21 protein-coding genes and 1 riboswitch are annotated in these 20,162 nt (G+C 74.5%); of the genes, 9 read left to right on the top strand and 12 right to left on the bottom strand.

Annotation, left to right across the window (positions count from 1 at the left end; translation table 11 throughout):
• Positions 1 to 20 precede the first annotated feature (20 nt).
• Positions 21 to 215 (top strand): hypothetical protein, encoded by a 195-nt coding sequence (locus tag L3X23_RS08810; RefSeq protein WP_237191611.1) that lies wholly within the window; start codon positions 21 to 23, stop codon positions 213 to 215.
• On the opposite strand, the gene pepE is transcribed toward L3X23_RS08810, so the two are convergent.
• From pepE to L3X23_RS08790, 4 genes are all read right to left on the bottom strand, one after another.
• On the bottom strand, positions 190 to 879 hold the full coding sequence (gene pepE / locus L3X23_RS08805; protein ID WP_237191610.1) for a dipeptidase PepE: 690 nt from the start codon (positions 877 to 879) through the stop codon (positions 190 to 192). The genes L3X23_RS08810 and pepE overlap by 26 nt on opposite strands.
• Positions 876 to 1,991: a heparan-alpha-glucosaminide N-acetyltransferase domain-containing protein gene (locus L3X23_RS08800; protein ID WP_237191608.1), complete on the bottom strand. Its 1,116-nt coding sequence runs from the start codon at positions 1,989 to 1,991 to the stop codon at positions 876 to 878. Before L3X23_RS08800 ends, pepE begins: the two co-directional genes overlap by 4 nt.
• Entirely contained in the window at positions 1,988 to 3,934 is a 1,947-nt protein-coding gene (locus L3X23_RS35845) for a protein kinase (protein WP_308116882.1), read from the bottom strand. Before L3X23_RS35845 ends, L3X23_RS08800 begins: the two co-directional genes overlap by 4 nt.
• A 191-nt stretch (positions 3,935 to 4,125) precedes the next feature.
• Positions 4,126 to 4,611, bottom strand: a complete 486-nt coding sequence (locus L3X23_RS08790; protein WP_237191606.1) for a MarR family winged helix-turn-helix transcriptional regulator — start codon at positions 4,609 to 4,611, stop codon at positions 4,126 to 4,128.
• Positions 4,612 to 4,733: 122 nt separating this feature from the next.
• Between L3X23_RS08790 and L3X23_RS08785 the strand changes: the two genes are divergently transcribed.
• Positions 4,734 to 5,525, top strand: a complete 792-nt coding sequence (locus L3X23_RS08785; RefSeq protein WP_237191605.1) for a DUF427 domain-containing protein — start codon at positions 4,734 to 4,736, stop codon at positions 5,523 to 5,525.
• Between the two features lie 13 nt (positions 5,526 to 5,538).
• Here the strand turns inward: L3X23_RS08785 and L3X23_RS08780 are convergent, their stop codons facing one another.
• Positions 5,539 to 5,979: a MarR family winged helix-turn-helix transcriptional regulator gene (locus L3X23_RS08780; RefSeq protein WP_237191603.1), complete on the bottom strand. Its 441-nt coding sequence runs from the start codon at positions 5,977 to 5,979 to the stop codon at positions 5,539 to 5,541.
• Between the two features lie 53 nt (positions 5,980 to 6,032).
• A complete protein-coding gene (gene coaA, locus L3X23_RS08775; protein ID WP_237197963.1) occupies positions 6,033 to 6,992 on the bottom strand; it encodes a type I pantothenate kinase in 960 nt (319 codons plus the stop codon).
• Positions 6,993 to 7,275: 283 nt separating this feature from the next.
• Between coaA and L3X23_RS08770 the strand changes: the two genes are divergently transcribed.
• The 3 genes from L3X23_RS08770 to L3X23_RS08760 are packed head-to-tail and all read left to right on the top strand — an operon-like array spanning position 7,276 to position 10,485.
• On the top strand, positions 7,276 to 8,583 hold the full coding sequence (locus tag L3X23_RS08770) for a hemolysin family protein (protein WP_237191602.1): 1,308 nt from the start codon (positions 7,276 to 7,278) through the stop codon (positions 8,581 to 8,583).
• Positions 8,576 to 9,619, top strand: coding sequence for a hemolysin family protein (locus L3X23_RS08765; RefSeq protein ID WP_237191600.1), 1,044 nt, complete (start codon positions 8,576 to 8,578; stop codon positions 9,617 to 9,619). The genes L3X23_RS08770 and L3X23_RS08765 overlap by 8 nt, the downstream gene beginning before the upstream one ends.
• Entirely contained in the window at positions 9,616 to 10,485 is an 870-nt protein-coding gene (locus L3X23_RS08760; RefSeq protein ID WP_237191599.1) for a 3-methyladenine DNA glycosylase, read from the top strand. Before L3X23_RS08765 ends, L3X23_RS08760 begins: the two co-directional genes overlap by 4 nt.
• A gap of 20 nt (positions 10,486 to 10,505) precedes the next feature.
• On the opposite strand, the gene gcvP is transcribed toward L3X23_RS08760, so the two are convergent.
• Positions 10,506 to 13,343, bottom strand: coding sequence for an aminomethyl-transferring glycine dehydrogenase (gcvP, locus tag L3X23_RS08755; RefSeq protein ID WP_237191597.1), 2,838 nt, complete (start codon positions 13,341 to 13,343; stop codon positions 10,506 to 10,508).
• Positions 13,344 to 13,482: 139 nt separating this feature from the next.
• Positions 13,483 to 13,592: riboswitch (glycine riboswitch) on the bottom strand.
• Positions 13,593 to 13,671: 79 nt separating this feature from the next.
• Between gcvP and L3X23_RS08750 the strand changes: the two genes are divergently transcribed.
• Together L3X23_RS08750 and L3X23_RS08745 are read left to right on the top strand one after the other, a co-directional pair.
• Positions 13,672 to 13,965, top strand: coding sequence for a YiaA/YiaB family inner membrane protein (locus L3X23_RS08750; protein WP_093074681.1), 294 nt, complete (start codon positions 13,672 to 13,674; stop codon positions 13,963 to 13,965).
• Between the two features lie 114 nt (positions 13,966 to 14,079).
• The gene (locus L3X23_RS08745) at positions 14,080 to 14,964 is read left to right on the top strand and encodes an endonuclease domain-containing protein (protein ID WP_237191596.1); all 885 of its coding nucleotides are present in this window, start codon (positions 14,080 to 14,082) and stop codon (positions 14,962 to 14,964) included.
• A 76-nt stretch (positions 14,965 to 15,040) separates the two neighbouring features.
• Here the strand turns inward: L3X23_RS08745 and L3X23_RS08740 are convergent, their stop codons facing one another.
• The 5 genes from L3X23_RS08740 to L3X23_RS08720 form a co-directional block, all read right to left on the bottom strand.
• Positions 15,041 to 15,619: a MerR family transcriptional regulator gene (locus L3X23_RS08740; protein ID WP_093074688.1), complete on the bottom strand. Its 579-nt coding sequence runs from the start codon at positions 15,617 to 15,619 to the stop codon at positions 15,041 to 15,043.
• Positions 15,620 to 15,785: 166 nt separating this feature from the next.
• Positions 15,786 to 16,262: a bifunctional nuclease family protein gene (locus L3X23_RS08735; protein ID WP_093074691.1), complete on the bottom strand. Its 477-nt coding sequence runs from the start codon at positions 16,260 to 16,262 to the stop codon at positions 15,786 to 15,788.
• A 118-nt stretch (positions 16,263 to 16,380) separates the two neighbouring features.
• Positions 16,381 to 16,833, bottom strand: a complete 453-nt coding sequence (gene garA / locus L3X23_RS08730; RefSeq protein ID WP_093074695.1) for a glycogen accumulation regulator GarA — start codon at positions 16,831 to 16,833, stop codon at positions 16,381 to 16,383.
• A gap of 79 nt (positions 16,834 to 16,912) precedes the next feature.
• Entirely contained in the window at positions 16,913 to 17,311 is a 399-nt protein-coding gene (gene gcvH, locus L3X23_RS08725; RefSeq protein WP_237191594.1) for a glycine cleavage system protein GcvH, read from the bottom strand.
• Positions 17,312 to 17,321: 10 nt separating this feature from the next.
• Positions 17,322 to 17,900: a CDP-alcohol phosphatidyltransferase family protein gene (locus L3X23_RS08720; protein ID WP_093074701.1), complete on the bottom strand. Its 579-nt coding sequence runs from the start codon at positions 17,898 to 17,900 to the stop codon at positions 17,322 to 17,324.
• A gap of 34 nt (positions 17,901 to 17,934) precedes the next feature.
• Between L3X23_RS08720 and L3X23_RS08715 the strand changes: the two genes are divergently transcribed.
• Both L3X23_RS08715 and L3X23_RS08710 read left to right on the top strand, forming a co-directional pair.
• Positions 17,935 to 18,441 carry an OsmC family protein gene (locus L3X23_RS08715; RefSeq protein WP_237191593.1) on the top strand — a complete coding sequence of 169 codons (507 nt, stop codon included), beginning with the start codon at positions 17,935 to 17,937 and terminating at the stop codon, positions 18,439 to 18,441.
• Complete coding sequence (locus tag L3X23_RS08710) at positions 18,434 to 20,023, top strand: acetolactate synthase large subunit (RefSeq protein WP_237191591.1); 1,590 nt, start codon at positions 18,434 to 18,436, stop codon at positions 20,021 to 20,023. The genes L3X23_RS08715 and L3X23_RS08710 overlap by 8 nt, the downstream gene beginning before the upstream one ends.
• The last annotated feature ends 139 nt before the right edge of the window (positions 20,024 to 20,162 follow it).

Below are 20,162 nucleotides of genomic sequence, written 5' to 3'. Positions count from 1 at the left end.
GGCGAGTACGACTGACCGGCATGACCGGTCTCCTGCACCCCCACCTCGTCGACCGCCTCGCCCGTGACCACCACGCCGACCTGCTCCGCGAGGCACGGGCCGCGGCGCTGCGCAGACAGGCGAGACGCTCCCGGCAACGGGCGGGCCCGCTACGGACCCGGGTGGGCTGGATGCTGGTCGAGGTGGGGCTCAGGCTGGCGGTCCCCACGGCCTGAGCGGCCCGTCCGCGACCTCCTCGGGCTGCGCGCCGCGCCGGAAGACGCGGGCGCGGCCCGTGAGCGTCACCGACTCCCCCGACACCCGCAGCAGGCCACCCTCGCGCAGCCCGACGACGGGGGTCTCGTTCTCCTCGTGGAACTCCCGGATCCGCTCGGCGCGGGTCTCCCCCATGTGCGTGGAGCCCGGGAGCGGGTCGAGGTAGTGGGCGTTGACCTGGAAGTCGACCAGGCCGAGCGCGGCGAACCCGGCGGGCTCGACGATGGGCATGTCGTTCGTGGTGCGGATCGTCGGGCAGGCCAGGTTGGTGCCCGCGCTGGCGCCGCCGTAGTGCGCACCCGCGGCCACCGCGGTGCCGATCGCGAGCAGCCCGTCGATCCGCTGCAGCGTGGCGAGGAGCCGGAACGTGTTGCCGCCGCCGACCCACACCGCCTCCGCCGCGGCCAGCGCCGCCGCCGGGTCGGGTTCGGTGTGCACGCTGCGCAGGGCCACCCCCGCCCGGGCGAACGCCTCGCCGATGCGGGTGGCGTACCCCGCGTGGTCGGCGAGCGCGTAGGGCACGAACAGGACCGTGCGTCCGCCGTAGAACTCGGCCAGCGGGGCGTGGTCCAGCGGCTGCGCGCCGTGGTTCGTCGAGTTCGAGAGCAGCAGCAGTTCGCTCATGACGCGATCATCGCGCGCCGGGTCGCCCGCGCCGCGCCCGACACCATCGCCTCCAGCGGCCCGCGCACCCGCAGCAGCCGCACGGCCGTCCCGATCGCCAGGCACCAGGCGACGTGCTCCAGGTAGACGGCGGGGCCCTCGCCGCCGACGAGCGCCAGCGACACGACGTGCAACGCGTAGAGCGTCAGCGGCACCGCGCCGATCACCGCGAACGGGACGACGAGCCACGGCAGCGCCCGCGCCACGAGCAGACACAGGCCCAGGACCGCGAGCGCCGCGCCGGTGGTCTGCAGCAGGTCCAGGGGGGTGCCGGTGTGCGGCAGCTCGGTGGCGAACCACCACCACGTGTCGGTCGGGAGGGTGCCGTAGCGCTGCACGTCCAGCTGCCGGGCACCGCCGATCGCCGCGAGTCCCTCGGGGGTCAGGAGCAGGTGCGACGCCACCGTGGCGGCCGCGGACAGGGCGGCCCCGCCCCCGAGCAGCCACCAGGCCGTGCGCACCGACCGCAGGTCCAGCCGTCCGACGGCCATGCCCGCGAGCAGGTACGTCGTCCAGGTCAGGACCGGGTAGTACCCGGTCACCAGCAGCGTGACGAGCGCGGGCCCGGGGTCGCCGAGCGCGGCGAACCCGACCTGCGCCCCCGGTCCCGCGGGCAGCCCGACCCGCAGCAGCGCGCTGAGCACCGGGGTGCCGACCGCCGCGACCACCGCGCCCGCGGCGAGCAGCGGGGTCGGCGCCCACAGCAGCGGGATCGCGACCAGGATCAGCAGCGCGTAGTAGGTGAGGATCACCGCCACGGGCGGGTCGAAGCCCACCAGCACCAGGCCGACGACGCCGGTCAGGACCGCCCGCACCACCAGGCCGGCCGCGGCGGCCCCCCGCGGCGCCCGGGCGCCCAGCGAGATCCCGACCCCGAGGAGCACCGCGAACAGGGCCGACGCCCGACCCGCCGCGACCGCGCCGACGACCGTCTCCCCCGCCGCCGTGTGCAGCGGCAGGAGATGGGTGGCCATCATGCCCAGCAGGGCCAGGCCGCGCGCGGCGTCGACGCCCGCCAGCCGCGGGGCGGCGGTCGCCGCCGCGTCGATCCCCGCGGCGGGGCCGCCGCTCACGGCCGCGGCGACCCCGCGCCCACGGTCGTGCCGGCCGCCGGGACCCCGTTGCGCCGCAGCCACTCGTCGAGCTGCTGCTGGGTCGCGGCGAGGTCCGGCCTGCGGTTGGGGTCGCTGCGCAGCGCCTGCTTGAGCAGCGACAGGTGGGCGGTGCGCCGGGGCAGGTGCGTGAGCCGCGCGCCCGACGCCGCCGCCCGCAGCCCCGACAACGCGTCCGCGTGGCCGCCGCGCGGCGGGTACCCGGTCAACGCGAAGGACACGGTGGCCGCGAGCTGCCAGACGTCCGAGCGGACGCTCGCCTTGGCGCCGCCCGCCACCTCCGGGGCCAGGTAGTCCGGCGTGCCGAGCACGAACCCGGTCATGGTGAGCGTGGAGTCGCCCGCGCGCCGGGCGATGCCGAAGTCGATCAGGTGCGGGTGGCCCGCCGGGTCGACGATGACGTTGCCGGGCTTGAGGTCTCGGTGCAGCACGCCCCGCTGGTGGGCCGCGTCGAGCGCGCCGGCGACCCCCGCCCAGATCCGGGCGGCGGCCACGTCGTCCACCGGGCCGCGCTCGCGGACGAGCGTGGACAGGGGCACGCCCTGGACGTGCTCCATCACGATGACCAGGCCCTCGAGCTGCGCGAGTCCGGCGTCCGACCGGGCGTGGACGAGATCGTGGATGCGGACGCACAGCGGGTGCCGGACCGCGGCCAGTGCGGCGGCCTCGCGGCGGATCCGCTCCTCGGTCTCCGCGTCGGGGGCGTGGGCGGACTTGAGGGCGACCGTGCGGCCGAGCTTGGCGTCGTGGGCCAGCCACACCCGGCCGAACCCGCCCGCGCCGATGCGCTCGATGAGCCGGAAGCGCTGCCCGCGGGGCGCGGGCGGCGGGACGGCCCCGGCGAAGGCCGGCGACGGGCCGGCTGCGACGGGACCCACCGGGCCTCCGGCGACCGGACCGGCCGTGCCGCCCCCGGCGACCGGCGCGACCCGGGTCCCGGTCGGTCCGACCGGTCCGCCGGGGCGGCGGCCCGGGACGGGCGGGAGCGCGCCCGGCTCGGCGGCCAGGGGCGCGGAGGCGCGCTGCTCGGGGACCGGCGGTGTCGGCGGGGCGCTCGGCAGCCGGGCGCTGTCGAAGGTGGCGTAGGTCGGCTTGGGGCCGGTCGCGGCGGGCGGCGGGGTCCGCTGCACGATCGGCTGCATCCGCTCGCGCAGGTCCGCGCGGGGTTGCGGCGGGACGCCCCGGGAGGCCGCGCCCGTCGCGCCCTGCAGGGACCGGCGGACGGTCTCCCGCGAGGGCGGCGGAACCGCGATCAGCAGCAGCATCCCCGCGAACGCGCCGATGAGGGCCCCCGCCCAGAGGTGCTCGGCGGCCCCGGCCGGGACCCGCGCGGTCAGCACCGCGAGCGCCAGCGCGGGGATCCAGAAGAACTTCGCGGGCCAGGCCGGGCCCCGGCGCAGCACCAGGCGCGCCTGCGCGGCGACGAAGAGCGCGGTCAGTACCGGCACGATCCCCAGCAGCAGGACAGCGACCCCGAGGCCCACCGGGTCGTTCGGGTCGAAGGCCGCGCGGACCGACCCTCCTCCCAGGTAGGCGCTCTGCGGCCCGACGAAGCAGGCGCTGGTCTCGAGCGAGCGGGCGGCGGCGCTGCCGAGGCCCGGTACCGGGCGGCCCGCCGCCGCGGCGGCGAACACCCGACCGGTCGCGACGAACAGCAGCAGCGGCAGCACGCCGGCGAACACCACGCCCACGGCGCCGAGGACCAGCCCGCGGCCACCGCCGTAGCCGGACCCCATCCGCCTGCGCAGGAGCGCCACGACGAAGGCCCCGACCGCGGGCAGCAGGCCGACCCCGAGGCCGAGCAGTGAGGTCGCCCAGGCCCAGACGCCGGGACAGAAGTCCGGCGCGGCGGCCGAGCGCAGGCCGGACAACAGCTGCCCGACCAGGGCGACCAGCGAGTCCACCGGCGCTCCCCTCCCGTCCCGACGGTCGTGTGGCGCACCGCGCCCCGTCCCGTCCCGCTGCCCCCACTATGGCATCCCGGCGGGGTGGCCCGGCGCCCGCTCCAGGCGGCGGGCGTGTCTCGGGCCCGAGATCGGCTCGGCGCCGGCTCGGCGTCGGCTCAGCGTCGGTTCGGAGTCGGCTCGGAGTCGGCTCAGCGGCCCCCGTGCGCCCGGTACTCGTCGAGGTCGGTGTTGAAGCGGGCCAACAGCGACCCCAGCAGGTCCCGGTCCTCCTGCGGCCAGCCCTCCAGCACCGCGTGCAGCGGCCCCAGCCGGGCGTGTCGCACCAGCTCGCGCTGGGCGGCGCCCTCGGGGGTCAGCGAGATGACCACCGAACGGGAGTCCCGCGAGTCCGGCCGGACGGCGACGAGCCCGGCGCGCGACAGCCGCGAGACCTGCCTGCTCGCCGTCGGCTTGCTCACCCCGAGCCTGCCGGTCAGCACGGTCAGGGACTGCTCACCGTTCTCGTCCAGCGCGGCCAGCACCGGGTAGGTGTAGCGGTCCACCGCCTCGTGGGCACCGTAGCCGCCGGACCACACGGGCTCCACGGTCCGGCGGATCAGCACGGTGATCTCGTGCTCCAAGCGGTGCAGGGAGTCCGGTCCGGTCTCCACCGGCGCGACGCTGCTCGGGCTCACGGGCCTCACCTCTCGCAAATCGGGACATACTGCACGAATCATACACTTCGATTCCCGCCACAACGTTGCGCTGAACAACAGTCTCCCGGAACAGGACGCCGCCCGCCGCGGTTGGGGGTGACATGGGACTCACCCGCGCCGACGGACCGCTCGCGCCGAACCCGCCGCACACCGTCAACTACCGACTGGACGGCCCCGCCCACAAGCTGTTCGCCCAGCCCTTCCCGCGCCGCGTGCGCGCCGAGCTGGGCGGTCGCACGATCCTCGACACCACCGCAGGCGTGCTGGTGCACGAGACGGCCCTGCTGCCGGTGCTCTACGTGCCCTTCGAGGACCTCGCCGCGGACGTCCTGGTCCCGACCGACCACAGCACCCACTGCCCGTTCAAGGGAGACGCGAGCTACCACTCCCTCGTCGTCGGCGACCGGACCGTGGAGAACGCCGTCTGGTCCTACCCGGAACCCAAGCCCGAGGCGCCGTGGCTCAAGGGCTACGCGGCGCTCTACTGGTCCGCCGCGGACGCCTGGTACGACGAGGACGAGGAGGTCTTCGCCCACCTCACCGACCCCTACACCCGGGTCGACGTGCGCCCCACCAGCCGCCACGTCGAGGTGCGCCACCGCGGCGAGGTGATCGCCTCCTCGGACGCGCCGTTCGTGCTGAGCGAGACCGGCCTGCCCAACCGCTGGTACCTGCCGCGGGACGCGGTGCGGGTCCCGCTGCGGGCGTCGGAGACCCGGTCGCGCTGCCCGTACAAGGGCGAGGCCCGGTACTGGACCGCCACGCTGCCCGACGGCACCGAGCTCGCGGACGTCGCCTGGGAGTACCCGGACCCGCTGCCCGAGTCCGCCCGGATCGCGGGGCTGCTCAGCTTCTGGGGGGACGACGTGGAGGTCGTCGAGCAGCGGGGCTAGCCGAGCAGCAGGGTCAGTCGTCGTCCTCGAGCAGGGCCTCGATCGCCGGCAGCGCGGCCCGGATCACCTCGCGCTGTCGGGGATCGAGCTTGCTCAGCCGCCGGGCGACGAGCGCGGTGCGGTGGGTCTTGATCTCGTCGAGCCGGGCCCGCCCGGAGTCGGACAGGGTGATCAGCACGCCGCGGGCGTCCTGAGGGTCCGGGGTGCGCACGACGAGCCCCTGGTCGTCCAGGGCGCCCAGCACCCGGGACATGGTGGGTGCGGTGACCGCCTCGCGCTTGGCGAGCTCGGAGAGCCGCAGCGGCGCGTGCAGGGCGATCGTGCTGAGCGCGGAGAGCTGCAGGGGCGGCAGGGAGTCGCCGCCGTCGATGCGGATGCGCCGGTTCAGCCTCCCGACCGCGAGCCGCAGCCGGGTGGCCTCCTCGGTCAGCAGCGCGTCGTTCTCCGCGGACATGCGGACATCCTTGCAGGATGCGGGGGGCGCCCCGGTAGGGGGCACTAGTGCCCCTAGACCTTGCGGAGCCGGATCCGGGTCACGTCGTGGCGGGGGCCCTTCGTCAGCACGAGGCTGGCCCGGCCGCGGGTGGGCAGGATGTTCTCCTCCAGGTTGGGCCCGTTGATCGTGGCCCAGATGTTCTCGGCGTGCTTCACCGCGTCCTCGTGGTCGAGCTCGGCGTAGCGGCGGAAGTAGGACGCGGGGTCCCGGAACGCCGTCTCGCGCAGCCGGAGGAACCGCTCGACGTACCAGCGCCGCAGGTCCGCGGGGGCGGCGTCGACGTAGACCGAGAAGTCGATGAAGTCGCTGACCGTCAGCGCCGAGTTCGCGCCCGCGGGCTGCAACACGTTCAGGCCCTCGATCAGCAGGATGTCCGGGCGGCGGACGACGAGCCGTTCGTCCGGCACGATGTCGTAGACGAGGTGGGAGTAGACCGGCGCCGTCACCTCGGCGCGCCCCGCCTTGACGTCGGTGATGAACCGCAGCAGCTTGCGCCGGTCGTAGGACTCCGGGAAGCCCTTGCGCTGCATCAGGCCGCGCGCCTCGAGCACCGCGTTCGGGTACAGGAAGCCGTCGGTGGTGACCAGCTCGACCCGGGGGTGCTGGGGCCAGCGGGCGAGGAGCAGCCGCAGCAGCCGGGCGGTCGTCGACTTGCCCGCGGACACCGAGCCCGCGACGCCGATCACGAACGGCGTCCGCGCCGCCGTGCCGCCGAGGAAGGTGCGGTAGGCGCGGTAGAGCCGCCCGCCCTCCTGGACGTGCAGGTTCAGCAGCCGCGACAGCGGGAGGTAGACCTCGCGGACCTCGTCGAGGTCGATGTCGTCACCGAGGGACCGGACGCGCTCCAGCTCGCCTGCGGTCAGCGGCAGCGGGCTGGTCTCCCCCAGCCGGGCCCAGGACGCCCGGTCGAAGTCGATGAAGGGCGAGTGCCCCGGACCCCGGTGATGGTGCTGGAGGTGCTCCGGGAGCATGGTCGAGCCGTGCACCTGCGCCGTCGCGGGCATCCTGACCTCGGTCCTGTCTGAGGGCCGGTCCGGGCCACTGCGCTCCGGACCGGACGGGTCGTCGATCTCTCCTCCGATGGTGGTCCAACCTAGACCGCCGGTCCGCCGTTCGCGGCCCGGACGTGCTGCGGACCACTCCGCGCCATCTCGCGGGGTGTCGGGTTCGTCGGTGATGTTCCCCCGGTCCGCGTCGGGGGTATCCGGCCGCGGGCCTACGCTGACCCCGACCCCCTTTCCGCTGAGGAGCCTCGTGACGGTCCTGCTCTCCCTCCTCGGGCTGCTGGCCGTCGTCGCCCTCACGCTCGGCACGGCGATCTCCGTCGCGTCGGAGTTCTCGCTGACCGCGCTGGAACGCAGCCAGGTGGACGCGCACGTCGCCGCGGTGGACGACCGCCGCGCCCGCGCCGTGCAGCGGGCCCACCGGACCTTGTCGTTCCAGCTCTCCGGCAGCCAGCTGGGCATCACGGTGACCACGCTCGCCACCGGCTACATCGCCGAACCCGCCATCGCCGAGCTGATCCGGCCCGCCCTGTCGGGGCTGAGCGAGAGCGTGGCCGCGGGCGTCGCCACGATCGTGTCGCTGGTGATCGCCACCACGTTGTCCATGGTGTTCGGCGAGCTCGTGCCGAAGAACATCGCGATCGCCAAGCCGCTGGAGACCGCGCGGGCCGTGGTGTGGCTGCAGAGCGGGTTCGCACGCGCCTTCCGCTGGCTGATCGACCTGCTCAACCGCAGCGCGAACGCGATCGTGCGCAGGCTCGGCGTCGAGCCCGCCGAGGAGCTGCGGTCGGCCCGCTCCCCGCACGAGCTCAGCTCGCTGGTCCGCTCCAGCGCCGAGCACGGCACCCTCGACGAGGGCACCGCCACCCTGCTGGACCGCTCCCTGCGGTTCACCGACCGCGTCGCGGAGGACCTGATGACGCCGCGGGTGCGGGTCGACACGCTCGACGCCGCGGACTCCGTCGCCGACCTGATCGGGCTCGCCCGCCGCAGCGGGCACTCCCGGTTCCCCGTGCACGACGGCGACCCGGACACCGTGCTGGGCCTCGTGCACGTCAAGCAGGCCTTCGGGGTGGCGCCCGAGGACCGCGAGTCCACGCCGGTGCGCACGCTGTGCCTGCCCGCCGAGACCGTCCCCGCCTCGCTCGACGGTGACGAGCTGCTCTCCCGGCTGCGCGAGACGGGCCTGCAGACCGCCGTCGTCGTCGACGAGTACGGCGGCACCGCGGGGCTGGTGACCCTGGAGGACCTGATCGAGGAGATCGTCGGTGAGGTGCTGGACGAGCACGACCGCGCCGAGCAGGCGGACGTCCGACCGCTCGGGCGGGACTCCTGGCTGGTCAGCGGCCTGATGCGGGCGGACGAGATCGCCGAGGTGACCGGCTTCCGGATGCCCGAGGGCGACTACGAGACCATCGCGGGGCTGGTCCTGGAGCGCCTGGGCCGGATCCCCGCCGTCGGGGACGACGTCACGGTCGACGGCTGGCGGCTCACCGTGATGCGCCGGGACCGCAACCGGATCGCCGAGCTGCGCGTCGCCAGGATGGCCCATGTCTGACGTCTGGGCGGTCCTCGCCGCGATCGCCCTGCTCGGGGCGAACGCGTTCTTCGTCTCCGCCGAGTTCGCGCTGATCAGCGCGCGCAAGGACCGGCTCGAGGCGATGGCCGACCAGGGCGTGGGCGGGGCCCGCACCGTCCTGAACGCGACCGCCCACCTGTCCCGGATGCTGGCCGCGTCCCAGCTCGGCATCACGATCTGCTCGCTCCTGCTCGGGCGGCTCGGCGAACCCGCCGTCGCCCACTTCGTCGAGGCGCCGCTGGAGTGGGTGGGCGCGCCGACCGCCGTGGTCCACCCGATCGCGTTCGCCCTGTCCCTCGCGCTGGTGTCGGTGGCGCACATCCTGCTCGGCGAGATGGTCCCGAAGAACATCTCCATCGCGGGGCCCGAACGCGCGGCGATCCTGCTCGTGCCGCCGTTCCTGCTGTTCACGAACGTCATGCGGCCGTTCATCTCGCTGTTCAACGCCATGGCCAACGGCACGCTGCGGCTGCTGCGGATCGAGCCGAAGGACGAGCTGGAGAGCGCGTTCACCTCCGGGGAGCTGTCCGAGATGATCGCGGACTCCCGCCGCGAGGGCCTGCTCGACGACGAGGAGTCCACCCGCATCTCGCGGACCCTGCGATCGGCCGAGGCCACCGTCGCGGACGTGGTGGTGCGCTCGTCGGACCTCGTGTCGCTGCCGGTGAACCCGCGGGTCGAGGACGTCCAGCGGGCCGTCGCCGCCACCGGCTTCTCCCGCTTCCCGCTGCGCGCGCCGGACGGCCGGTTCACCGGATACCTGCACGTCAAGGACGTGCTGGACGTCATGGACGACCCCGGCGCCGCCATCCCCGCCGGCCGGGTCCGGGGTCTGCCGGAGATCCCCGCCGACGCCCGCCTCGACGAGGCCGTCGCCGCCCTGCGCACCACCCGGGCCCACCTGGCCCGCGCCGTTGACCGCACCGGCGCGACGGTCGGCATGGTCGCGATGGAGGACCTGATCGAGCGCTACGTCGGCACCGTGCGAGACGCCACGCACACCGGGGCGGAGTGAGCCCCGTGCCGGAGCTGTCCGAGACCGAGTGGCGGGCCAGGGCCGCGGCGCACCGCGCCCGGATGGAGCGCTGGACTGTCCCGTATCGCGCGCGTCGACAGCGCGGCGAGGCGCACCCCGTGGAGGACTTCCTCTTCACCTACTACTCGCTGCGCCCGCAGCACCTGGAGCAGTGGCAGCCCGGGCCCGGGGTCCGGGCGGTCGGGTTCGCGCGGGCCGGGTACCGGGACGGGATGCTCGACGGCGTGTCCGACCGCGTCCGGCGCACGGCCGGGTTCGTGCACGGCCTGGTCGGCGCCACGGCGGCGCGCCCCGGCCGGTACGGCTGCTTCGGCCTGCACGAGTGGGCGATGGTGTACCGCACCGCGGACCCCCGCCACCCCGTCCCGCTGCGGCTGGGTGCGGCGGGCACGGACGCCGTCGTCGAGTCGTTGCCGGTCACCTGCACCCACCACGACGCCTTCCGGTTCTTCACCGCGGCCGCCCGCCCGCTGAACACGCTGCAGCCCCGCCGGGAGGACCAGGCGGCGCTGGAGCAGCCCGGATGCCTGCACGCCACCATGGACCTCTACAAGTGGGCGTACAAGCTCCTGCCCGCCACCCCGGCCGAGCTGCTCGGGGACTGTTTCGCGCTCGCCGCCGAGGTCCGGGAGCTGGACATGCGCGCCAGCCCCTACGACCTGCGGGCGCACGGCTACGCACCGGTCCGCATCGAGACCGCGGAGGGGCGCGCCGAGTACGCGGCCGCCCAACGCGGGTTCGCCGACCGCGCGGCGCCGCTGCGCACCCGCCTCCTCGCCCTCTGCAGCACCCTCACCGGGGCCCCGGCCGATTCCCCGGCGAACGGCGCGCTCGCTCATTCCTAGCGAGCGAACGCGCCGTTCGCTCAGCTGGAGTACGCGTCGATCGGGGGGCAGCTGCAGACGAGGTTGCGGTCGCCGTGGGCGCCGTCGATGCGGCGCACCGGCGGCCAGACCTTGCGGTCGTGGACGCCGGGTGTCACCGCCATCGGGTACGCGGCCAGGTCGCGGGAGTACGGGTGGTCCCACTTGTCGACCAGGCAGGCCGCGGTGTGCGGCGCGCCGCGCAGCGGGTTGTCCTCCACCGGCCACTCCCCCGCCTGCACCCGCGCGATCTCGGCGCGGATGCCGATCATGGCGTCGACGAAGCGGTCGATCTCCGCGAGGTCCTCGCTCTCGGTCGGCTCGACCATCAGCGTGCCCGCGACGGGGAAGGACATCGTCGGTGCGTGGAGTCCGTAGTCGGCGAGCCGCTTGGCGACGTCGTCGACCGTCACCCCGGACTCCTTGGTGATCCCCCGCAGGTCGAGGATGCACTCGTGGGCCACGCCACCGTCCGCGCCCGCGTAGAGCACCGGGTAGTGCTCGCGCAGCCGCACCGCGACGTAGTTGGCCGCGGCCACCGCGGTGAGCGTCGCCCGGCGCAGGCCGGGCACCCCCATCATCCGGATGTACGCCCACGGGATCGGCAGCACGCCGGGGCTGCCGAACGGCGCCGCCGACACCGCGCCGACGACCCCGCGGCCGGGCAGGAACTCCGCCAGATGCTCCGCGACGGCCACCGGTCCGACCCCCGGCCCGCCGCCGCCGTGCGGGATGCAGAAGGTCTTGTGCAGGTTGAGGTGCGAGACGTCGCCGCCGAACGCCCCCGGCCGCGCCAGCCCCACCAGCGCGTTGAGGTTGGCCCCGTCCACGTAGACCTGCCCGCCCGCCTCGTGCACGGCGGCGCAGACCTCCCGGACGTCGGTCTCGTAGACCCCGTGCGTCGACGGGTAGGTGATCATCAACGCGGCCAGGGTGTCCCGGTGCGCGGCGATCTTGGCGCGCAGGTCCGCGAGGTCCACGTTGCCGAGCGCGTCCGTCGCCACCACGACGACCCGCATGCCCGCCATCACCGCGGACGCCGCGTTCGTGCCGTGCGCGCTCGACGGGATCAGGCAGACGTCACGCTGCTCGCCGCGGGACCGGTGGTACGCCGCGATGGCCAGCAGCCCGGCCAGCTCGCCCTGCGAACCGGCGTTGGGCTGCACGGAGACCGCGGCGTAGCCGGTCAGCTCGGCGAGCCAGCGCTCGAGCTGGGTGATCATCTCCCGGGTGCCCGCGCTGTCCGCGGTGGGCGCGAACGGGTGCAGGTCGGCGAACTCCGGCCAGGTGATGGGCTCCATCTCGGCGGTGGCGTTCAGCTTCATGGTGCACGAGCCGAGCGGGATCATCGTGCGGTCCAGCGCCAGGTCCGCGTCCGCCAGGCGGCGCAGCCAGCGCATGAGCGCGGTCTCGGAGCGGTGCTCCGAGAAGGTCGGGTGGGTCAGGAACTCCGAGGTCCGGTGCAGATCCGCGGGCAGGGCGTCGTCGGTGTCGGTCGGGACGGCGTCGATCCCGAAGGCGGTGAACAGCGCCTGCAGGTGCGCCGTCGTGGTCAGCTCGGAGCACGCGAGGCCGAGCTCGGTGTCCGAGACCCGGTGGACGGAGATCCCGAGGTCGTGGGCCTTGTCCGCGACCGCCCCGGCGTCCGCCACCCGGACCCGGACGGTGTCGAAGAACTCCCCGTGCACGACGTCGACCCCGCCCTGCCGCAGCCCGGCCGCGAGGATGGCGGCCATGCGGTGGGTGCGGCGCGCGATCCGGGTGAGCCCCTCGGCGCCGTGGTAGACCGCGTAGCACGCGGCGACGACGGCGAGCAGCACCTGCGCGGTGCAGATGTTCGAGGTCGCCTTCTCCCGGCGGATGTGCTGCTCGCGGGTCTGCAGCGCCAGCCGCAGCGCGGGGTTGCCGTCCGCGTCCCGCGAGACGCCGACGAGCCTGCCCGGCAGCTGCCGGGCGTAGGCCTGCTTGACCGACAGGTAGCCCGCGTGCGGGCCGCCGAAGCCGAGCGGCACCCCGAAGCGCTGCGTGGTCCCGACGACCGCGTCCGCCCCCAGCTCGCCGGGCGGGGTGAGCAGGGTGAGCGCCAGCAGGTCGGCCGCGACCGCGACCAGTCCGCCGCGCTCGTGCACCGCCTCGATCAGCGCGGAGGGGTCGACCACGCGTCCAGAGGCGCCCGGGTACGACAGCAGCGCGCCGAACAGCTCGCCCTCGGGCAGCCCCGCGTCGAGGTCGGCGACCACCAGCTCGATGCCGAGCGGCTCGGCGCGGGTGCGCAGCACGTCCAGCGTCTGGGGCAGGGTGTCGGCGTCGACGACGAACCGGGCGGACTTCGCGCGCCCGGCCCGACGCAGCAGGGTCATGGCCTCGGCGGCCGCGGTGGCCTCGTCGAGCAGGGAGGCGCCTGCGACCGGCAGCCCGGACAGGTCGGCGACCATGGTCTGGAAGGCGAGCAGCGCCTCGAGCCTGCCCTGGCTGATCTCCGGCTGGTACGGCGTGTAGGCCGTGTACCAGGCCGGGTTCTCCAGCACGTGCCTGCGGATCACGGGCGGGGTGACGGTGCCGGAGTAGCCGAGCCCGATCATCGGGACGGTCACGGTGTTGCGGGCGGCCAGGGCGCGCAGCTCGGCCAGCATCTCCGTCTCCGACGCGGCGGCCGGGATGGTCGTCGGCACGTCCGCGCCGTCTCGGATGGACGGGGGCAGCGCCCGGTCCGCCAGCTCGTCCAGGGAGCCGACGCCGATCGCGTCGAGCATCCGTGCCAGCTCGGCGGGCCGGGGCCCGACGTGCCGGTCCGCGAACGGCGGGTCGACGAGCTCGGCAAGAGTGGGACGGTCGCTCACGGGGCCTCCGGTGGGCAGACGGATCTCGGCGCGTACTGCCCTCCCCCTCTGTCGATGCCCCGGAGGGCGCCTGAGAGATTCACCCCGGTGGTGCAGGGCTTTCCCCGTCGGCGGGCGCGCGGCCGCTTTCCAGAGGCGTCTCGCCCACGCGGTCTCGGGTGCCTGAGAGGTTCCGGGGAGGAGTTGCTCCTTCGGCGCCCGGCCTGTGGTGCCTGCAGTGCTCGGCCGGGTCTCTCCCGCGTGGGATCGGCGACTACGGACGACAGCGTAGTCCCGTTCCGGTAGTTCCACCGAGGACCGGGGCGTGGATCACGCCCAGAATCACCCCATGAGCAGCGACGACCGCGCCACCTCCAGCCCGACGACGGCCGCCTTCCACCTGCAGGCCGTCCTCTCCTTCGGGATCGCGCTCGCCGCGGTCGTCGTCGGAGTGCTGTACCTGCCCGCCGATCCCTGGGTGCGGGCCTTCCTCGCGGTCAGCGTGCTCTACGTGACCACCAGCGCGTTCACCCTCGCCAAGACGGTGCGGGACAAGCAGGAGCGCAACACGGTCCTCTCCCGCGTCGACCAGGCCAGGCTCGAACGCCTCCTCGCCGAGCACGACCCCTTCCGCCCCACCTGACCGAGATGAACCTGAGGGCGATTCGGGGCCACCCGGAATCGCCCTCACGTTCATCTCGGCGGTGGATTTGGTCGTTCCGCCCACGGGCGACGGCCGATGCCGCACTGTGAGCGCATGCTGAGGACCGACGTGCCGGGATGGCCGACCGTGTTCCGCGGGTCGTGGGCGGTGCGTGCGGGGCTGCTGTCACCGGCACAGGTGAAGGGGGCGCGCTTCCTGCGTGTCTACCCCGACGTGTATGTGCCCGCCGGCACGGTGCTCAGCCTGCGAGTCCGCGCGCAGGCCGCCTACCTGCACATGCAGCATCGGGGAGTCCTCTCGGGGTACGCCGCGGCGGAGCTGCACGGCGCGGGGTGCGCGCCGGGCGCCGACACCGTGCCGGACGTCACCGTGCCCGGCGGAGGGATCCGGGTCCCGTCCGGCCTCCGGCTGCACCGCGACACCCTCCGCGAGGACGAGATCACGGCCGTCGACGGGATGGCGGTGACGACGCCGCGACGAACGGCCTTCGACCTCGCGAGGTGGGCCCCGAGTCGGAACGAGGCGGTCGCCGCCGTGGACCGGCTCGCGAACCACTGCGCCTTCGGCCCCGCGGAGATCCTCCAGCTCGACTGGGTCCATCCCGCGCTGCGCGGCTGCGCGCGGCTGCCCGAGGTCGTGGACCTCGCCGATTACCGCTCGGGTTCCCGACCCGAGACGCTGCTCCGCCTCCTGCTGCACGATTCCGGCCTGCCGCCGCCCGAGGTGCAGTGGGTGGTGCAGGACGTCGTCGCGAAAGAGGCGGTGTGGATCGACCTCGCCTACCCGCGGCGGCAGGTCGGCATCGAGTACGAGGGTGCGCCCCATGTCGAGGCCGACCAGGTGCTCCGCGACATCGCCCGCACGACCATGCTCACCGACCGGGGGTGGCGCATGCTCCGCTTCACCAAGAACGACGTCTTCCGGCGCCCGGAGTACGTCGTCGCCACGGTCGGCCGCGCCCTCCGAGCGCCGAGATGAACGTCAGGGCGATTCGGGGTGGCCCCGAACCGCCCTCATGTTCATCTCGGCCGGCTGGGGGGTGTCCCGCCGACGGTCAGCTGATGGCGCGGCGGGCGCGGCGCTTGCTGAGCTCGTCCTCGGGGGACTCGTCCACCGTGCCGCCGTCCGCACGCTCGACGGGGAAGTCCTTGATGCTGCCGGTGATCTCGCGCATGGCGCCGGAGACCGCGATGCCGAAGACGCCCTGGCCGCCCTGGAGCAGGTCGACGACCTCTTCGGGGCTGGTGCACTCGTAGACCGTGGTGCCGTCCGAGAACAGCGTGATGCCGGCCAGGTCCCTGATCCCGCGGCGGCGCAGGTGCTCGACCGCCACCCGGATGTTCTGCAGGGAGACCCCGGCGTCGAGCAGGCGCTTGACGACCTTCAGGACCAGGACGTCCTTGAACGAGTACAGCCGCTGCGAGCCGGAGCCCGCCGCGCCGCGGATCGACGGGACGACCAGGCCGGTGCGCGCCCAGTAGTCCAGCTGCCGGTACGTGATGCCCACGACCTGGCAGGCGGTCGGACCACGGAACCCGACGAGCTGGTCCGGGAGACCGTCGAGGCCCTCACCCACCAGCGGGTCCGGGAAGAGCTCGCCCTGCGAGGGCCCGTCGGACGACGACCCGTCCACGGCTCTCCTTCCCGCCTACCGAGACCGACCGGGCCCCGACGACCGCTGCAGCAACTTGACGGAACCGACCGTAAGCGTGCCGACGCTCCCGGTCAACGCGGCGCGCCGCCGCATGACCGGCTCACCCGGGCGTGTCGGCGACAGGCCCGTCACTTCACGGCTGTACCTAGCCCGGCTGGGCGCCCCGGAAGTCCTCGGGCGAGACGTTGTCGAGGAACTCGCGGAACTTCTCGACCTCGTCCTCCTGCTCGTCCGGGATCACCAGGCCCGCCTCGGCGAGCACGCTCTCGTCCGCGTGGATCGGCACGCCGATCCGCAGCGCGAGCGCCACCGAGTCGCTGGGCCGCGCCGACACCGTGATCCCGCCGTCGAAGATCAGCTCGGCGTAGAAGGTGCCCTCCTGCAGGTCGGTGATCCGCACCTGCTCCAGCCGCCGCCCCAGCGCGCCGATCACGTCCTTGAGCAGGTCGTGGGTCAGCGGGCGGGCGGGCTTGACGCCCTGCTGCTCGAGCGCGATGGCGGTGGCCTCCACCGAACCGATCCAGATCGGCAGGTAGCGGTCGCCCTGGGTCTCCCGCAACAGGAGGATCGGCTGGTTGGCGGGCAGTTCGACCCTGACACCCACGACACGCATCTCACTCATGCGGCCCGCCTCCTCATCCTGGGGTCCTGACCCTGGAGTCCGACCCTGTCGACGCTACACGCGCCGTCCGACATCCGCGCGCCTCCGGACGGGCGTGTGTTCCCGCCCGGCGACCCGCTCAGGCCCCCGCACCGGGCTCGACCGGCCCGGTGAGGAAGACCAGCCGGAACTTGCCGATCTGGACCTCGTCGCCGTTCGCGAGCACGGCGGTGTCCACCGGCTCCCGGTTGACGTAGGTGCCGTTGAGGCTGCCCACGTCCACCACGACGAACTCGCCGGAGTCCCGGCGGAACTCCGCGTGCCGCCGGGAGACGGTCACGTCGTCCAGGAAGATGTCGCTGTCCGGGTGCCGGCCCGCGCTCGTGGTGGGCCGGTCCAGCAGGAAGCGCGAGCCCGCGTTCGGGCCCCGCCGCACCACCAGCAGCGCGGAACCGGGCGGCAGCCCGTCGACGCCCGAGACGGGCTGCTCCTGGGCCGGGGGCTCGACGTCGGCCAGGAAGTCCGCGCGGAAGACCGACGTGGTCTCCGGGGAACGCTCCGGCGGGACGCCGGGCCCGTCGTTCGTGGTCACCTCGGGGTCTCCTCCTGCGATTGCGTCGTACAGGTCGAACCTAGCGTGCGCGGCCCGCCGGTGCGGGCCCGACCGGGGCTCAGGCGCCGGCCGTCAGCTCGCGGTAGCCGGCCGCGTCGAGCAGGGCGGCGACGGCGGCCGCGCCGTCCTCGGTGGGCTCCAGCTCGAGGAGCCACCCCTCCCCGTACGCCGACGAGTTGATCAGCTCGGGGGTGCCCTCGAGCGCGGTGTTCACCTCGACGACGGTGCCGCCGACCGGGGCGTAGATGTCCGAGACCGACTTGGTCGACTCGACCTCGCCGAGCGCGTCCCCCGCCGCGAACACGGCTCCCACGTCGGGGAGCTGGACGAACACGACGTCCCCGAGCTGGGACTGGGCGTGGTCGGTGATCCCGACCCGGACCCGGCCGGACTCCAGGATGCGGACCCACTCGTGGGCCTCGGTGTAGCGCAGGTCCTCGGGCGTCTGCTCCGTCACGCGGCGGAGCCTAGCGCGACCCGCCGACACGAACGGGACCCGCCCGCAGTGCCAGCCCGAACTGCGTCAGGTAGAGCAGCCCCGACCACAGGTAGAGGGCCACCCCCCAGGCCGCGAAGGCGTAACCGAACGGCTGGGCGAGCGCGCCCCAGAACCCGCCCTGGGTGCCCAGCAGCAGGATCGGGAAGGCGTAGAGCAGCAGGAAGGTCGCCGCCTTGCCCAGGTAGGTCACCGGGAACGGGCCGTATCCCAGCCGGCGCAGCACCGCCACGCAGACGCCGAGGACGAGGTCCCGCGCGACCAGCACGACCACCACCCACCAGGGCACGATCTCGCGCACTCCGAGCGCCACCAGGGCCGCGAGGATGTAGAGCCGGTCGACCGCGGGGTCGAGCAGCTCGCCGAGCCGCGAGTACTGGTCCAGCAGGCGGGCGAGCTTGCCGTCCGCCCAGTCGGTGAACCCGCCGACCGCCAGCACCAGGATCGCCCAGCCGTCCGCCTCCGGGCCGAGCAGCAGCCACAGGAACAGCGGCACCCCCGCCAGCCGCAGCAGGCTCAGCAGGTTGGGGACGGTCAGCACCCCTTTCACGGCGCGAAGGCTATACGTGGGTCACGATGGGGCCATGGACGCCACTCAGCTCAAGGACGTGCAGGCTCCCCTCAAGAAGCGCTACGCCGAGGACGCGGACTCCGCGCTGGTCACGTTGCGGGCCTCCGGAGAGCTCGACGGCAGCGGCGTGGCCTGCAAGGTGCAGACCTCGACCGCGCTGGTCGAGGCCGGGCTGCACCCGGCCACCGGCGGGGACGGCACCCAGCTCTGCTCCGGCGACATGCTCCTGGAGGCGCTGGTCGCGTGCGCCGGGGTCACCCTGCGGGCGGTGGCCACGAGCCTGGGGCTGGACGTCGAGGGGGCCGTGCGGGCCGAGGGCGACCTCGACTTCCGCGGCACCCTCGGGGTCGACAAGCAGGCTCCGGTCGGCTTCCGGGACATCCGGCTCACCTTCGACCTGCGGACCTCGGCGGACGAGGAGCAGGTCGCGTTGTTGATGAAGCTCACGGAGCGGTACTGCGTGGTGCTGCAGACGATCGCGGGCAACCCGGGGATCGACGTGTCGGTGACCCGTGGCTGAGCGTGCGCCCGACCCCACCGGTGCCGCCGTGCTGCTCGGCACCCTCGCGGACACGGGCGTCACGGCCTGCTTCGCCAACCCCGGCACCTCCGAGATGCACCTCGTCGCGGCGCTCGACGGCGAGCCCCGGATGCGGGCGGTGCTCACCCTGTTCGAGGGGGTCGCCACCGGCGCGGCGGACGGGTACGCCCGGATGGCCGACCGCCCCGCGGCGACGCTGCTGCACCTCGGGCCGGGCCTGGCCAACGGCACCGCGAACCTGCACAACGCCCGTCGCGCCGGCACCCCGGTGGTCAACGTCGTGGGCGACCACGCCCGGGACCACAAGCCGCTCGACGCCCCACTCGAGTCGGACGTCGACTCCCTCGCCGGCGTGGTGTCCGCCCGCGTGCACCGCACCACCGATCCCGAGCGCCTCGGGCCGGACGTGGCCGACGCGGTCGCCGCCGCCTGCGGGCCGCCGCCCGCGATCTCGACGCTGCTCGTCCCCGCCGACGTGGCCTGGGGCCCCGGGTACGCGCGCGGTGTCCCGCGCCCGGTGAGCCCGCTCGGTCGCGGCGCCCTCGACGCCGACGGGCTCGAGTCGGCCGCCAAGGCGCTGTGGTCGGGCGAGCGCTGCACCCTGCTGATCGGCGGGACCGGGCTGCGCGCCGCGGGGCTGCGGGCCGCGCAGCGGATCGCGGCGGCCACCGGCACCGCCCTGCTGGCGGAGTGCTTCCCCACCCGCATGGAGCGCGGGGCGGGCCTGCCGGACCTCCCGCGTCTGGCCTACCCCGGAGACGTCGCCAGGGAGCAGCTCGCGGGCACCGCCCACCTGGTCCTGGTGGGCGCCCACTCCCCCGTCACCTTCTTCGGCTACCCCGGCAAGTCCGGCGACCTGGTCCCCGAGGGCTGCACGGTGCACCGGGTCGCGGAGACGGGCGCCGCGGGCGAGACCGCGCTCCTGGCGCTCGCCGACCTCGTCGCGGCGGACACCCCGGACCCGACGCTCGCCACGGCCGCACGGCCCGAGCTGCCCACGGGCGCACTGACCGCTCCGCTCGCGGCGGCCGTGGTGGGCGCGCTGCTGCCGGAGGGCGCGATCGTCGTCGACGAGTCGCTGACCAGCGGCGCGGGGCTGCCCCAGGCCACCGCGGGCGCGCCGCGGCACGACTGGCTCACGCTCACCGGCGGCGCGATCGGCTTCGGCATGCCCGCCGCGATCGGCGCCGCGGTCGCGTGCCCCGACCGCCCGGTCTGGAGCCTGCAGGCGGACGGCAGCGCGATGTACACCGTGCAGGCGCTCTGGACGCAGGCCCGCGAGGGGCTGGACGTCACGACGGTCCTCTACGACAACGGGGCCTACGCGATCCTGCGCGGCGAGCTCCTCGGCGTGGGGGCGACCCTGGCCGAGGACTCCCCCGCCCGGTCGCTGCTGGACCTCGGCTCGCCGCGGCTGGACTTCGCGGCGATCGGCGCGGGCCTCGGCGTCCCGACGGCCGTGGCGACGACCGCGGAGGAGCTGGCCGACGGGTTGCGGCGGGCGACCGCCGAACCGGGACCCCACCTCGTCGTCGCCCGCGTACCACCGCTGGTCCCGTAGAACCGACCGCTCGCCGGACCGCTCGCCGCCGTGTTCTCGCTGTTCGGCGCGGCGTGCACCATTCGCGGGACGGCTCACCCCGCCGGGGCCCGTAGCGTGTCGCCTTGATCACGGACGGCAGCAGAGGGACTCCGGAAGC

It is taken from the genome of Pseudonocardia sp. WMMC193 (assembly GCF_021728735.1).
Classification (GTDB): domain Bacteria; phylum Actinomycetota; class Actinomycetes; order Mycobacteriales; family Pseudonocardiaceae; genus Pseudonocardia; species Pseudonocardia oroxyli.
Note: the sequence above shows the minus strand (reverse complement) of the source record. Positions and strands in the feature narration are given on the sequence as shown.